Here is a 13,907-nt window from a genome sequence, read left to right as displayed (position 1 = left end):
CAGAAAACCAGAAACCCCATACTTTTATAAAGACGAGAATCAGGTGAATTTATAGTTTCAGAGGTGAGCAAAATGAACAGCAAAAACCAACAATATAAAACCCTGAAATGTTTTTGATGATCATCAAAATATTCACTTGCTAGCCAACCTTTCAGACGCAATATTTCAATAGGCTATCTGAAAAACAAAACATAAAAATCTAATAAATAGATAACCAATATGACTTGCTGAGCAATGCGATTCATTCCATCGCCAAGTAGCACATCATGAAAAGATCCAGGCTCAGGGCAGCCGTCAACGACGGTGACCTGGATAAAAAGAACAACAATGACGCTAGGGAACGAGATCATGGCCACCCCACAGGAAGGCAATGACCTGCAAAAGGTCCTGGACCATTGCCGACGAAGCTTCGTCTACGTCGGTCTCTTCAGTCTTTTCATCAACCTGCTGATGCTGGTGCCTCCGCTCTACATGCTGCAGGTCTATGATCGCGTCATCACGACACGCAGCCAGGAAACGCTGCTGATGCTGACTCTGGTGGTCGTGTTCCTGTTCATGGTGATGGGCGCGCTGGAACTGGTGCGTTCCAGAATCCTTGTCCGGGTCGGCAATCGTCTGGATGTGCTGCTCAGCCCCCGGCTCTATGGCGCCATGTTCAAGCGCTCGTTGACCACCCCGGGCAAGCCCTCCGCGCAACCGCTGAATGACCTCACTACCCTGCGCCAATTCCTGTCCGGCAATGGGCTGTTCGCGTTTTTCGATGCTCCCTGGGTGCCGGTATATATCGGCGTGCTGGCGCTGTTTCACCCGTGGTTTGGCCTGTTCGCCCTGGGTGCGGGTCTCGTGCTGGCCGTCATCGCCTTGATCAATGAGAAGACGACCAGACAGCTGCTGGCCGATGCCAACGGACAGCACGTCCTGTCCCAGGACCTCGCCAACAGCAATCTGCGCAACGCCGAAGTGCTGCATGCCATGGGCATGCTGCCCGGCATTCAGGGGCGCTGGGCGGCCCGCCATCGTGAGTATCTGGCGTTGCAGTCCAAAGCCAGCGACCGCGCGGGCCTCTTGACCAACACTTCCAAGATACTGCGCCTGATGTTCCAGTCGTTGATTCTCGGGCTGGGCGCCTATCTGGTGCTGGCCGGTGACCTGACTCCAGGCATGATGATTGCCGGCTCGATTCTGATGGGACGTGCGCTGGCGCCAATCGATCAGATGATCAATGGCTGGAAAGGCTTCAGCGGTGCCAGAACCGCACGCGCGCGTCTGGAGGAGTTGCTTGAGGCGGTGCCAGCCGAGGCGCCTTCCATGCCGCTGCCGATCCCCAAGGGCCGGCTGAAGCTCGAGGCGGTCAACGCCGCCCCGCCAGGCGAGCGCCTGCCGACCCTCAAGGACATCAACCTGACACTCGCCAAGGGCGAGCACATTGCCGTGGTGGGCCCCAGCGCTTCAGGCAAGTCGTCCCTCGCGCGAGTGGTGCTGGGACTATGGCCGGTGCAGCTGGGTTGCGTGCGACTCGATGGCGCGGACATCTCCCAGTGGAAGAGGACCGCGCTGGGGCCTCACCTCGGCTACCTGCCCCAGGACATCGAGTTGTTCGATGGCTCCATTGCCGAGAACATCGCTCGCTTCCAGGAGGTCGATGCGCAACTCGTGGTGCAAGCCGCGCAGAGCGCCGGGGTGCACGAGATGATTCTGCGACTCCCCCAGGGCTATGACACCTGGCTGTCGCATGGCGGCGCCGCCCTCTCCGCAGGTCAGCGCCAGCGAATCGGCCTGGCCCGAGCCCTCTACGGCAAACCGGTGTTGGTGGTACTCGATGAACCTGACGCCAATCTGGATGCCAGCGGTGAACAGGCGCTGGCCGAATGCCTGATGCGTCTGCGTCGCGAAGGCACCACGGCATTGATCATCACTCACCGTCAGCGCCTGCTGCAGCAGGTCGATCGCATCCTCGTGCTCAATGATGGTCAGGTGGTGTCACTGGCCGCGCCGACGCGTGAGCCTCCCGTGGCACGGGCCGTGGCAGGCAACGGCCAACAGGCCCGATCGACAGGCGTCCAGCGCGTCACCAAGCTCAAACCCAGTGCCAGAGGCCGCCATGAGGGCGGCGAGGAGAGCGCCTCATGACCCACTCCACATCCGGCAATACCAGTGCCGAGAGTGACGTTCCGCTGCGCGATCATGGCTATCGCCGCTTCGGTCTGGCCGTGCTGCTGGTCGCGGTGGGCGGATTCGGCAGCTGGTCGGTGATGGCGAACCTGGCCATTTCCGTCGTCGCACCTGGCTCCGTATCGGTGGAAAGCTTCACCAAGACGGTTCAGCACCTGGAGGGGGGGATCGTCGAATCGATCGAGGTCGAGGATGGCGATCATGTCGAGGCCGGCGATGTGCTGATCGTTTTCGACGATACCCAGGCACGCTCACAGCAGAAGATCGTCGAAGCCGAATATCTGATCTCCAGGGCCAGTGAGATTCGTCTGCTGGCGGAGTACAGCAATGCCGACAGCCTGGTCTTCCCCGATTCGCTGGTCAGTTCGACCAATCCGCGGGTGCAGGAAGTCCTCGAAGTCCAGCAGCGTCTTTTTGAGGTCCGCCGCCAATCCTTGAACGGTGCCATGGCGGCGCTGGATGAGCAGATCGTGCAGATGAACGAGCAGATTTCAGGCCTCGAGAATACCCAGGCCATCACGCGGCGACGCATCAACTCACTCAATGATGACGTTGCCAACCATCGCAAGCTGTTTCGCAATGGATTGATCAACAATCAGCGTCTGCGGGAGATGGAGCGCGAGAGCCTCGAATACCAGAGCGACAACGCGGGCCAGTTTGCCGAGGTCGCGCGCCTGCGCTCGCAGATCAGTGAGAACGAGCTGCAGAAGCAGATTCGCCTGCAGGAATTCCAGCAGCAGATCGGCGAGTCCCTGCGTCAGGTGCAGGCCGAAGTCACCGACGCGGAAGAGCGGCTGGTCGCGCTAAATGACAATCTGAGGCGCACCAAGGTCATCGCCCCGGTTGCCGGCACCGTGGTCGGGCTCAAGGTTCATACGCTGGGGGCGGTGATACGCAGCGGCGACCCCCTGCTCGATATCGTGCCCGCCGGCGATGGCTTCATCGTCGAGGCAAGGGTCCCGGACCACGATATCGACCACCTCTACCTTGGCCAGCCGGCGGAAATCCGCTTCAGCGCGTTCAACCAGCGCCTGTCCAACATCATCGATGGTGAGGTGACCCACCTGAGCGCCAACAGCTTCGAGGATGAAGCGACCCGAGCGCGCTACTACAAGGCACGAATTCGTGTCACCGAAGCCGGCAAGGACGACATGACGGACAGCATGCGCCTGCTGTCCGGCATGCCGGCGGAAGTGATGATCCTCACTGGCGAGCGCAGCTTTGCCAGCTACATCGGCAAACCCATGGCGGACATGCTGGCGCGCGCGATGAGAGCGGAATAGATGAGAGCGGAATATAAGGAAGGCTGGCGGCTGAGGCGCCGCTGAATGAGAGGCGAGCGACAGACCGCCCCTCAGAAACGCGAAAAGCCCGCATCGTGAGATGCGGGCTTTTCTGAATCTGGTGGAGGAGGAGGGATTCGAACCCTCGAAGCCTTTCGACTTACACACTTTCCAGGCGTGCTCCTTCGACCACTCGGACACCCCTCCAGATCAGTGCTCTCATTGGTCACCCGACTGCGTCGCGTTTCCCTTGAGAACGCGGCGTATATTATCGATAACCTTCGAGTGGCGCAAGCCTTTTTTCCAAAAACTTTCAGATAGATAGCGTCAGCGCTCTCGCCCTACGCTCCACCCTGCGCCCTCAACCTGCGCACTGGGTCGAGGCCGTGCTCGTCATCACGGCCCCAGCACCACGTAATCGCCGCGGGCCTCGAAACACAGTCGCGGAGCGGACTGCCCTTCGACCTGACACCACAGCTGTTGGGTCAGCGACAGTCGTGCTCGCCGCCCTGCTGCCAGGCGCTCGCCCACCTCGTCCAGCGCTGCCATGTCATCCGGCGCGCAGATGATGTGATAGTCGCCACTGACCGGGGCCAGAAACTGCTGACTGGCCTGTGACACCACGATATCGCGCTGGATACCGCGAGCACGCAGCCAGAGCGTCAGCCAGCTCCAGCCACACAGGGTCGCCTCGAGACTCATGGCGCCGCCGAAGGCAGTGCCCTTGTCGTTGAGATTGGGCGGCAGACGCAGGTGCCAGCTCAGCTGACCCGTCGAACGTTCGGGCTCTGACCACTGCATCTCGACAAGCCCCAGATGGGCGGCCAACGGGATCGCCTGCGTCAGCCAGCCACGAAACCGTGGCAGGTCGTCGCTGACCGGCGCCGCGAGACTGCCCGGCTGCCCCTGCGCATCACGCGGCAGAGGCAACGGTGGCCAGGCCTCACCACTCAGGCGCGACGGCTCATTTCGCGTCTCACTCACTCAGCGCCTCTCATCCAGGACCTCGCTCATTAAGCGTTCACTGCCAGCGTTCGACGAAGTCGGCACTGTTGCGGTTCGGCAATGGCTTGAGGCGCCCGCCCGGGGTGCCGAGATAGAGGAAGCCGACCAGCTCATCCTGCTCGCCCATGCCCAGCCCTGCGTGCACGATGGGGTCAAAGGCGTAGCCGCCGGTGCGCCACATGCCACCAAGCCCCTGGGCCTGAGCGGCATACAGCATGGCGTGGGCGGCACAGCCGGCGCTGACCACCTGCTCGACACGTGGCACCTTGGGGTGGTCCGGCGTGACCCTGGCGATCACCGCGATCACCATCGGCGCACGCAGCGGTTTCTTGCTGGCGGCGGCCTGGGCGGCCTCGTCACCGGCCGGCGACTTGTTGCGCTCCGCCTCGGCGAACAGCTCGCCAAGGCGCTCAAGCCCGCCACCCGTGAATTCGATGAAGCGCCAGGGCGTCAGCTCGGCGTGGTCCGGCGCGCGCAGGGCGGCCTGGTAGATGGCCTCCATCTGCTCAGCGCTCGGGGCCGGCGCCATCAACTTGCCCATGGAATTGCGTTCATGCAGTAACGTCAGCGCGTCCATCGTCTCTCCTGTCACAGACTTAAGATAAGAATGATTCTCACACTAGCATGTCGCCGGTACGCCGTCTCATCACTCGCTGCTATCTACCTGATTGGCAAGGCGCTACCTGATTGCCAAGGCGCTATCTGGTTGGCGAGGTGACAGAGACGACTACTGCCGGGAGAGACGCAGCGGCAGACTGGCGCGGGCCTCGGCCTCGAGATCAGCCGTGGCACGCCACGGGCTGATATCCAGACCGCCACGCCGCACGTAGCGCGCCATCACCAGCAGAGACTCGGGCTTCATGCGCGCCATCAGGTCGACGAACAGATGCTCGACGCAGTGCTCATGGAAATCCTGGTGCTGGCGATAGCTGATCAGATAGGCCAGCAGGCGCTCGCGATCGATACGCGGGCCGCGATAACGGATCCACACGCTACCCCAGTCCGGCTGGCCGGTGACCGGGCAGTTGGACTTGAGCAGGTGGCTGTGCAGGTCTTCGCTGACGATGTCGGCGGCATCGGCGCTGAGCAGCTCCGGCGACGGCGTATAGTGCTCGACGCTGATCGGCAAGCCATCGAGGCACTCTCCCGGCAGGCGCCCGACGTCCAGCTCGCTATCGTCCAGCCCCAGCAGACGCACCTCGACCGGCGCACCGGCCGCGGCGGCGAGGTCGCGCTCCAGCGTTGCCTGCACCGCTGCCTGATCGGGGAAACGGCTCTGATTGAGACTGTTGAGATAGAGCTTCCAGGACTTGGATTCGATCAGGTTCGGCGAGGCTGCCGGCAGGCGGAAACGTGCCACGCGCACCCACGGCTTGCCGGCCTCATCCAGCCAGGAGACTTCAAAGGCGTGCCACTCATCCTCACCGACGAACGGCAGCGCCGCGTCATCGATGCCGATGGGGCCACGATTGGCTGCCCGCGCGATGGGGAACAGCAGGCTGGCATCGTAGTGCTCGGGATAGGCGGACTCTCGCCCGAGCGGGGCATCCTTGAGGGTCTCGGGGCGCGCCTCGTCGGGCACGTTGACGGCAGTGGGGTGAGCCATGACAGCACTCCAGTGAAATAGGCCAATAAAGCATCGATATCAGGGGGCGCAGACAGCAGAACGCCGGCAGAAGCCGGCGTTGCATGCACTGGCGCGATAGCGCGCATCTTACCATCATCGTCTGGGCGACATCTTCAGCTGCGGATGCCCTTGCCACGCTCCAGCAGCCACAGCGCGAAGGCGAACAGACCGATGATGAAGGCCACGATGGCGGCCATCGCCGGGCCGACGCTGATGTCCGAGACGCCCAGAATGCCGTAGCGGAAGGTGTTGACCATATAGAGGATCGGGTTGGCCAGCGACACCGTCTGCCAGAATTCCGGCAGCATGTGGATGGAATAGAAGACGCCCCCCAGGTAGGTCAGCGGCGTGAGCACGAAGGTCGGAATGATCGAGATGTCATCGAACTTGCGCGCGAACAGCGCATTGATGAAGCCACCGATGGAGAACAGCAGTGCCGTCAGCACCACGACCATGATGGTCAGGAAGGGATGATGGATATCGAGGTCCGTGAACAGGAAGGCCACGGCGGTCACGATGATGCCGACCCCCAGCCCGCGCACGGCGCCACCGATGATGTAGCCGAGCAGGATGATCCACGAGGGCAGCGGCGAGACCATCAGCTCCTCGATGCTGCGCTGGAACTTGTTGGAGAAGAATGACGAAGCCACGTTGGAATACGAGTTGGTGATCACCGACATCATGATCAGCCCCGGCACGATGTAATCCATGTAGCTGATGCCATCCATGGTGCCGATGCGCGAGCCGATGAGATTGCCGAAGATGACGAAATAGAGCGTCATGGTGATGGAAGGCGGCAACAGCGTCTGCGGCCAGATGCGCGTGAAACGACGGACTTCCTTGACGACGATGGTGACCAGAGCCACCCATAGCTGACGGGGGTTCACTGCGTGATCTCCTTGGCAACATTGGAGGCGATACCGCTTTCGGCGTTGGAACGCTCGACCAGGTCGACGAACAGCTCCTCGAGACGATTGGCACGATTGCGCATCGACACCACGGTGATACCGGCGCGATCCAGCGCCGCGAAGGCGGTATTGATCGACTGGCCCTTGCGCACGGCGAGCGCCAGCTGCTGAGGGTCACTCAAGGAAACCTCGAACCCGGCAATCACCGGCGCCTTGGTCAGCGGCTCACGAATGTCGAGCAGGAAGGTTTCCGCATCCAGCTCCTTGAGCAGCTCACGCATGCTGGTGTTATGCACGATCTCGCCATGATTGATGATGGCGATATTGCGGCACAGGCTCTCGGCCTCTTCCAGATAATGTGTGGTGAGGATGATGGTGGTGCCCTCCTCCCGATTGATGCGGCGCATGAACTCCCACATCGAGCGGCGCAATTCGATATCCACACCGGCCGTCGGCTCATCGAGAATCAACAGACGCGGCTTGTGAATCAGCGCACGGGCAATCATCAGACGGCGCTTCATGCCACCGGACAGCATGCGTGACGGGGTGTCGCGCTTGTCCCACAGCCCGAGGTCCCTGAGCAGGCGCTCGGCACGCGGGCGCGCTTCCTTCATCGGCATGCCGTAATAACCCGCCTGGGTCATCACGATGTCCTGCACCTTCTCGAACTGATTGAAATTGAACTCCTGCGGCACGACGCCGAGGTGATACTTGGCCTTCGAGAAGTCCTTGTCGATATCGATTCCGTAGATCTCGACCTTGCCTGCGGTCTTCTGCACCAGCGAACTCACCACGCCGAGGGTCGTGGACTTGCCGGCCCCATTGGGGCCCAGCAGCGCGAAGAAATCGCCCTCGGGGACGTCAAGATCAATCCCCTTGAGGGCCTCAAAACCGTTGCCGTAGACCTTGGTCAGGCCACGGATAGACAAGGCAGGTCGTGACATCGGACACCTGTAATCGATTGACGCTGTCAGCCAGCACAGCAGAAAAGACGCATCTGAGAACAATTGCGCAACAGTGATGGCACCGTTTCGCAGTCCGCGAACATGAAAATCAGACGCAAGATATTGGATGCGCATGGTAACGCATTCGGCGCTGCCACATCAGACACACGGCAGAAAGGCATTAGTGCGCCACGGGAAACAAGCAGAGGGAGAAAATCACGCGGGGACAGCACCAGAGAGCGGCGCAGAACAGGGTGGAGAGGAATTTCAGGCACAAAAAAATCGCCAGTGACGTAACACGATGATCGTGTCTGTCAGGCGATGGCGTACTGCTATGTCATGCTTCAGCTTGCAACGTCACATTCGACTGGAGCGGGAAACGAGCTTCGATCGGACTGGCGTTCCAGATCGCGACCTATCATTGCGCTTTTCGACTGGAGCGGGAAACGAGATTCGAACTCGCGACCCCAACCTTGGCAAGGTTGTGCTCTACCACTGAGCTATTCCCGCCTGTCGAAACACAAAAACTGCGGCGTAAAACAGAATGGCGTCCCATAGGGGGTTCGAACCCCTGTTACCGCCGTGAAAGGGCGGTGTCCTGGACCACTAGACGAATGGGACACACGTTAGAAAAAGCCATGCTTAATCTAAATGGAGCGGGAAACGAGATTCGAACTCGCGACCCCAACCTTGGCAAGGTTGTGCTCTACCACTGAGCTATTCCCGCACCGAGCGTCATGAACCTGTGCTCACGACATCTGTCTTACTGCTGGCTTGCCACACCATCATGCTCTGCATGGCGTCCCATAGGGGGTTCGAACCCCTGTTACCGCCGTGAAAGGGCGGTGTCCTGGACCACTAGACGAATGGGACGTACTGGAGCGGGAAACGAGATTCGATCGGACTGGCGTACCAGCTCGCGACCTTATCGCATTGCCTTTTCCTCTGGAGCGAGAGATGAGATTCGACCGGGCTGACGCTCAGCTCGCGACCTTGTCACACCACTTGTTCCTAATGGAGCGGGAAACGAGATTCGAACTCGCGACCCCAACCTTGGCAAGGTTGTGCTCTACCACTGAGCTATTCCCGCAACACAAGCAGATCATGCGACCACACAAGACCGAAGATGGCGTCCCATAGGGGGTTCGAACCCCTGTTACCGCCGTGAAAGGGCGGTGTCCTGGACCACTAGACGAATGGGACACACTGGAGCGGGAAACGAGATTCGACCGGACTGGCGAGCCATTGGACTGGCATTCCAGCTCGCGACCTTGTCGCATTGCCTTTTCCTTTGGAGCGGGAAACGAGATTCGAACTCGCGACCCCAACCTTGGCAAGGTTGTGCTCTACCACTGAGCTATTCCCGCACTCCGGTCTCTACGCTGCAAGAAAGTGGCGTCCCATAGGGGGTTCGAACCCCTGTTACCGCCGTGAAAGGGCGGTGTCCTGGACCACTAGACGAATGGGACGTAACGTTCTTGCCTCGTCGAGGTGGCGCGTATATTACAAAGACCCTCCCCCTTCGTCAACCCCCTGCTTCAACAGGATTTTTCCGGCGTTGGCCAAGTGCATCCACCACATGCTTGTGGTCACGCCCTGACGCCCGCATTCTTGGGGTATGTACCGGGTTTCGCGTGAAGACCGGCAGTCACTCTTTTCGAATTGCCGCGCAGGAGAACTTGCTTGCAGGTTCGTGCGAGCACGCATTCGAGAAACGCATAGATAGAGAGAAGAGATCATGAGCGAACAAGACCCGCAGACTCAGGACAAGTTGATTCGCAGTGAAGAGGAGTGGCGCAAGCGACTGACGCCGGAGCAATACCGGGTGACGCGCGAGGCAGGGACCGAGCGCCCCTTCACCGGCGATCATGAAGTCAGCCCGACACCGGGCACCTATCACTGCATCGCCTGTGACGCCAAGCTGTTCGACAACGACACCAAGTTCGACTCCGGCTGTGGCTGGCCGAGCTTCGACCGCCCCTATGCCGATGCCGCCGTCGAGGAGCACTTCGATACCAGCCATGGCATGCGTCGCGTGGAAGTGCGCTGTCGCCGCTGCGAATCCCATCTGGGGCACGTCTTCCCGGATGGCCCGACTGACACCGGTCAGCGCTACTGCATCAACTCCGTCGCGCTGCGCTTCAAGCCGATACGCGCCTGACGCCCGGGACATGGAGAGTCGATAGAGCGCTGGGCAGTGATGACCGGATAGCGCGCCTCCATGGCCAGGCCGCCTCTGATAGAATGCGTCGCCATACGCGTCCCCTCCTCTCCCGCATGCCATGTAGCGCCATCCCTGATGGATGAGCGCCTTTCCTGGCATGCGGGAAGAAGGAGACAGGACAGAGGTGACAGAACAACCGTCATACCCCTGACGGCAGGAGAGAAGCGACATGCTGGGCTGGTATCCGGGACATATGCACAAGGCACGCCGTCAGATAAAGGACGCGCTGCCCGAGATCGACGTGGTCATCGAAGTCCTCGATGCCCGCCTCCCCTACTCCAGCACCAATCCGGTGCTGTCCGAACTGACCCGCCACAAGCCGGTACTCAAGCTGCTGTCTCGCGCCGATCTGGCGGACCCGGCACGCACCCGCGAGTGGGTCGAGTATTTCGATGCCCTGCCCAACACCCGTGCACTGGCGATCACCACCCTTGAGGCGCGTGACCTCAAGCAGATCCCGCGCCTGTGTCGCGAGATGGCCGGACATATCCGCGTCGATCGCGATGCGCGCGTGATGGTGATGGGCATCCCCAACGTCGGCAAGTCGACGCTGATCAATGGCCTGGCGGGTCGCAAGATCGCCAAGACCGGCAACGAGCCCGCCGTCACCAAGCGCCAGCAGAAGATTCGCATCGACGGTGGCATCGCCCTGATCGATACCCCCGGGGTGATGTGGCCGAAGATCGAGGACCAGGCCAGCGCCTACCGTCTGGCCGGCAGCGGCGCGATCCGCGACACCGCCATCGATTACACCGATGTGGCGGTGATCGTCGCGGCAGAGCTGGCCAAGCGCTACCCCACGGAGCTGACCGCACGCTACAAGCTGAAGTCACTGCCGGCCTACAGCGCCAACCCTGACGCCGAGCGAGTCGAGAGTGATGGCCCGCGCAAGGTCGATCTGATGGCGCTATCCGGCTTCAATGGGGTCGCGATTCTGGAAGAGATCGCCAGCAAGCGCGGTGGCCTGCGTGCCGGTGGCATCATCGACCTGCACCGCGGTGCCGAGGTGCTGCTGCATGAACTGCGCGACGGCAAGCTTGGGCGCCTGACACTGGAAACACCCGCCGACATTCCTGCCGAGCCGGTGCCGGAAGCCAGTGGCGAGACAGAAGATGGAGCCGAAACGCATGAGCAAGAGAGCGAATAACGCTACCAGAACAAGGCGCTAACGCGACTCTCGCCTGGCTCCCGCCCGCGGGAGACGCTGAATACCAGTTGAAAATCCCGCCAGAAAACCTCTGGCGGGATTTTTTTCTGCCTGAACATCTCAAACCACAAATTTAACCACGCTATTGGCCCTTGGCCGTGGCGCGGCAGGCCAGCGGCGCGATATGCTGGACGCTCGCCCCCTACACCTTACGTGACGGAGATCTACGGAAAGCATCATGGATACCGAGCAAAGAAAGCCCCGCGAAATTCGCAAGTCACACAAGCTGGACAACGTCTGCTATGACATTCGCGGGCCGGTTCTCGAACACGCCAAGCGTCTCGAGGACGAGGGCCATCGCATTCTCAAGCTCAATATCGGCAACCCGGCGCCCTTCGGCTTCGAGGCACCGGAAGAGATTCTGCAGGACGTGATGCGCAACCTGCCGACAGCGCAGGGCTATTGTGATTCCAAGGGGCTTTACTCTGCGCGCAAGGCGATCATGCAGGAGTGCCAGCGCAAGGATATCCAGGGTGTCGGGATCGAGGACATCTACGTCGGCAACGGCGTCTCGGAGCTGATCGTGCTGGCCATGCAGGCATTGCTCGATGATGGCGACGAGCTGCTGGTGCCGGCGCCGGATTACCCGCTATGGACCGCTGCCGCCAACCTGGCCGGTGGTCGCGCCGTGCACTATCTGTGTGACGAAGCGCAGGACTGGGCACCCTCCATCGAGGACATCCGCGCCAAGGTGACCAGCCACACCAAGGGCATCGTGCTGATCAACCCGAACAACCCGACCGGCGCGGTCTATCCGCCCGCGGTGGTGAAGGACATCCTGCAGGTCGCGCGCGAATTCGGTCTGGTGGTGTTCTCTGACGAGATCTACGACAAGATCCTCTACGACGGCACCGAGCACGTCTCCACCGGCGCGCTGGCCGATGACCTGCTGGTCGTGACCATGAACGGTCTGTCCAAGAGCTACCGCTGCGCCGGCTTCCGCTCCGGCTGGATGATTCTCTCCGGCGACAAGCGCCCGGCGGCCGACTTCATCTCCGGCCTCGACATGCTGGCCAGCATGCGCCTGTGCGCCAATGTGCCGGCGCAGCACGCCATCCAGACGGCGCTCGGCGGCTATCAGTCGATCAATGATCTGGTACTGCCGGGCGGACGCCTGCTGGCCCAGCGTGACGCAGCCTGGAAGAAGCTCAACGAGATACCCGGCGTCAGCTGCGTGAAGCCCAAGGGCGCGCTCTACATGTTCCCGCGGCTCGACCCCGAGATGTATCCCTTCGAGGACGACCAGCAGATGGTGCTGGAGCTGTTGCTGGAAGAGAAGATGCTGCTGGTTCAGGGCACCGCCTTCAACTGGCCGAATCCGGACCACCTGCGCATCGTCACCCTGCCCTACGCCGACCAGCTGGAAGAAGCCATCGAACGCCTCGGCCGCTTCCTGGCGCGACGTCGCAAGGCCTGACGTCGGCCCAGCTCCCGTGATCAAGGGGCTACGCAGGTCACCTCCAGTGGTGATACCTTGCTGTCCTTGCAGACCGTCCTTGCAGACTGTCGACGCAAATTCTGCCCGCGCCACCGCCAGTGATTCATCTCACTGTCAGTATCGCGGGCAGATAATTGCGCCCTACCGATATATTGGCATTGGAGACCTGACCCCATGATGCGGATAGCCCTTTTCCTGATCACCAACCTGGCGGTGGTGCTGCTGGCAAGTGTCACGCTGCGCCTGCTGGGCTTCGATGGCTACATGGAAGCCAACGGCATCAACTACACGGCGCTGCTGATCTTCTGCTTCATCATCGGCATGGCCGGTTCCGTGATCTCGCTGTTCCTGTCCAAGACGATGGCCAAGTCCTCGACCGGCACCGTGATCATCGAACAGCCGCAGAACGACACCGAGCGCTGGCTGCTGGACACCGTCGGTGAACTGGCGCGCGACGCTGGCATCAAGATGCCGGAAGTCGGCATCTTCCCGGCGCAGCAATCCAATGCCTTCGCCACCGGCTGGAACCGCAATGATGCGCTGGTCGCCGTCTCGGCCGGCCTGCTCAATCGCATGCGCCCCGAGGAGGTGCGCGCCGTGCTGGCGCACGAGATCGGCCACGTCGCCAATGGCGACATGGTGACGCTGACGCTGATCCAGGGCGTGGTGAACACCTTCGTGATGTTCTTCGCGCGTATCGCCGCACACGCCATCGACGCCTTCCTCAAGCGCGATGACGAGAACGGCGGCCTGGGCTTCTTCGGCTACATGGCGGTCGTGTTCGTGCTGGAAATGGTGCTGGGCCTGGTGGCCTCGATGATCGTCGCCTGGTTCTCGCGCTGGCGCGAATACCGTGCCGATGCCGCAGGCGCAGGCCTGGCGGGCAGCGGCTCGATGATCAATGCCCTGGCTCGCCTCAAGCAGGAACATGAGCTGCCGGACCAGATGCCCGACACCATGACCGCCTTCGCCATCACCACCGGCAAGAGCCGCAAGCTGATGGAGCAACTGTTCGCCAGCCACCCGCCGCTGGATGACCGTATCGCTGCGCTCAAGGCCGCTGCCTACAAGTAAGCTGCGCCAATCCTGCACGGCCTGA

Annotated in this window: 11 protein-coding genes and 9 tRNA genes; 6 read left to right on the top strand and 14 right to left on the bottom strand. The window is 61.3% G+C overall.

Annotated elements, in window-relative coordinates; all coding sequences use genetic code 11:
- Positions 1-348: 348 nt before the first annotated feature.
- Together ACJJV2_RS03085 and ACJJV2_RS03080 are read left to right on the top strand one after the other, a co-directional pair.
- Positions 349-2,130, top strand: a complete 1,782-nt coding sequence (locus tag ACJJV2_RS03085) for a type I secretion system permease/ATPase (RefSeq protein ID WP_192837440.1) — start codon at positions 349-351, stop codon at positions 2,128-2,130.
- Positions 2,127-3,455 (top strand): HlyD family type I secretion periplasmic adaptor subunit, encoded by a 1,329-nt coding sequence (locus tag ACJJV2_RS03080; RefSeq protein WP_405278203.1) that lies wholly within the window; start codon positions 2,127-2,129, stop codon positions 3,453-3,455. The genes ACJJV2_RS03085 and ACJJV2_RS03080 overlap by 4 nt, the downstream gene beginning before the upstream one ends.
- A 119-nt stretch (positions 3,456-3,574) precedes the next feature.
- Here the strand turns inward: ACJJV2_RS03080 and ACJJV2_RS03075 are convergent.
- The 14 genes from ACJJV2_RS03075 to ACJJV2_RS03010 all read right to left on the bottom strand — a co-directional run bounded on the left by ACJJV2_RS03075 (position 3,575) and on the right by ACJJV2_RS03010 (position 9,408).
- Positions 3,575-3,662: transfer RNA gene (locus tag ACJJV2_RS03075), tRNA-Ser, on the bottom strand.
- Positions 3,663-3,851: 189 nt separating this feature from the next.
- On the bottom strand, positions 3,852-4,439 hold the full coding sequence (locus ACJJV2_RS03070; RefSeq protein ID WP_405278201.1) for a YiiD C-terminal domain-containing protein: 588 nt from the start codon (positions 4,437-4,439) through the stop codon (positions 3,852-3,854).
- Positions 4,440-4,476: 37 nt separating this feature from the next.
- Positions 4,477-5,037, bottom strand: coding sequence for an NAD(P)H nitroreductase (locus ACJJV2_RS03065; RefSeq protein ID WP_054555640.1), 561 nt, complete (start codon positions 5,035-5,037; stop codon positions 4,477-4,479).
- Between the two features lie 150 nt (positions 5,038-5,187).
- Positions 5,188-6,066 (bottom strand): NADPH-dependent 7-cyano-7-deazaguanine reductase QueF, encoded by an 879-nt coding sequence (queF, locus tag ACJJV2_RS03060; RefSeq protein WP_405278198.1) that lies wholly within the window; start codon positions 6,064-6,066, stop codon positions 5,188-5,190.
- A 134-nt stretch (positions 6,067-6,200) separates the two neighbouring features.
- On the bottom strand, positions 6,201-6,974 hold the full coding sequence (locus tag ACJJV2_RS03055; protein ID WP_043333883.1) for an ABC transporter permease: 774 nt from the start codon (positions 6,972-6,974) through the stop codon (positions 6,201-6,203).
- Complete coding sequence (locus tag ACJJV2_RS03050) at positions 6,971-7,939, bottom strand: ABC transporter ATP-binding protein (protein WP_043333884.1); 969 nt, start codon at positions 7,937-7,939, stop codon at positions 6,971-6,973. The genes ACJJV2_RS03055 and ACJJV2_RS03050 overlap by 4 nt, the downstream gene beginning before the upstream one ends.
- A gap of 435 nt (positions 7,940-8,374) precedes the next feature.
- Positions 8,375-8,449, bottom strand: a tRNA-Gly gene (locus ACJJV2_RS03045).
- A 35-nt stretch (positions 8,450-8,484) separates the two neighbouring features.
- Positions 8,485-8,560: transfer RNA gene (locus ACJJV2_RS03040), tRNA-Glu, on the bottom strand.
- A 31-nt stretch (positions 8,561-8,591) separates the two neighbouring features.
- A tRNA-Gly gene (locus tag ACJJV2_RS03035) sits at positions 8,592-8,666 on the bottom strand.
- 70 nt (positions 8,667-8,736) lie between these two features.
- A tRNA-Glu gene (locus ACJJV2_RS03030) sits at positions 8,737-8,812 on the bottom strand.
- Between the two features lie 142 nt (positions 8,813-8,954).
- Positions 8,955-9,029: transfer RNA gene (locus tag ACJJV2_RS03025), tRNA-Gly, on the bottom strand.
- Between the two features lie 37 nt (positions 9,030-9,066).
- Positions 9,067-9,142, bottom strand: a tRNA-Glu gene (locus tag ACJJV2_RS03020).
- Positions 9,143-9,231: 89 nt separating this feature from the next.
- A tRNA-Gly gene (locus tag ACJJV2_RS03015) sits at positions 9,232-9,306 on the bottom strand.
- Between the two features lie 26 nt (positions 9,307-9,332).
- Positions 9,333-9,408, bottom strand: a tRNA-Glu gene (locus tag ACJJV2_RS03010).
- A 269-nt stretch (positions 9,409-9,677) separates the two neighbouring features.
- On the opposite strand from ACJJV2_RS03010, the gene msrB reads away from it, so the two are divergent.
- The 4 genes from msrB (at position 9,678) to htpX (ending at position 13,882) form a co-directional block, all read left to right on the top strand.
- The gene (gene msrB, locus ACJJV2_RS03005) at positions 9,678-10,100 is read left to right on the top strand and encodes a peptide-methionine (R)-S-oxide reductase MsrB (protein ID WP_043334292.1); all 423 of its coding nucleotides are present in this window, start codon (positions 9,678-9,680) and stop codon (positions 10,098-10,100) included.
- Between the two features lie 232 nt (positions 10,101-10,332).
- Positions 10,333-11,310: a ribosome biogenesis GTPase YlqF gene (gene ylqF / locus ACJJV2_RS03000; RefSeq protein ID WP_405278195.1), complete on the top strand. Its 978-nt coding sequence runs from the start codon at positions 10,333-10,335 to the stop codon at positions 11,308-11,310.
- A 238-nt stretch (positions 11,311-11,548) separates the two neighbouring features.
- Entirely contained in the window at positions 11,549-12,787 is a 1,239-nt protein-coding gene (locus ACJJV2_RS02995; protein ID WP_043334294.1) for a pyridoxal phosphate-dependent aminotransferase, read from the top strand.
- Positions 12,788-12,982: 195 nt separating this feature from the next.
- Positions 12,983-13,882: a protease HtpX gene (htpX, locus tag ACJJV2_RS02990; protein ID WP_107336103.1), complete on the top strand. Its 900-nt coding sequence runs from the start codon at positions 12,983-12,985 to the stop codon at positions 13,880-13,882.
- Positions 13,883-13,907 lie beyond the last annotated feature (25 nt).

It is taken from the genome of Cobetia sp. Ld8 (assembly GCF_045066615.1).
Lineage (GTDB): Bacteria > Pseudomonadota > Gammaproteobacteria > Pseudomonadales > Halomonadaceae > Cobetia > Cobetia amphilecti.
Note: the sequence above shows the minus strand (reverse complement) of the source record. Positions and strands in the feature narration are given on the sequence as shown.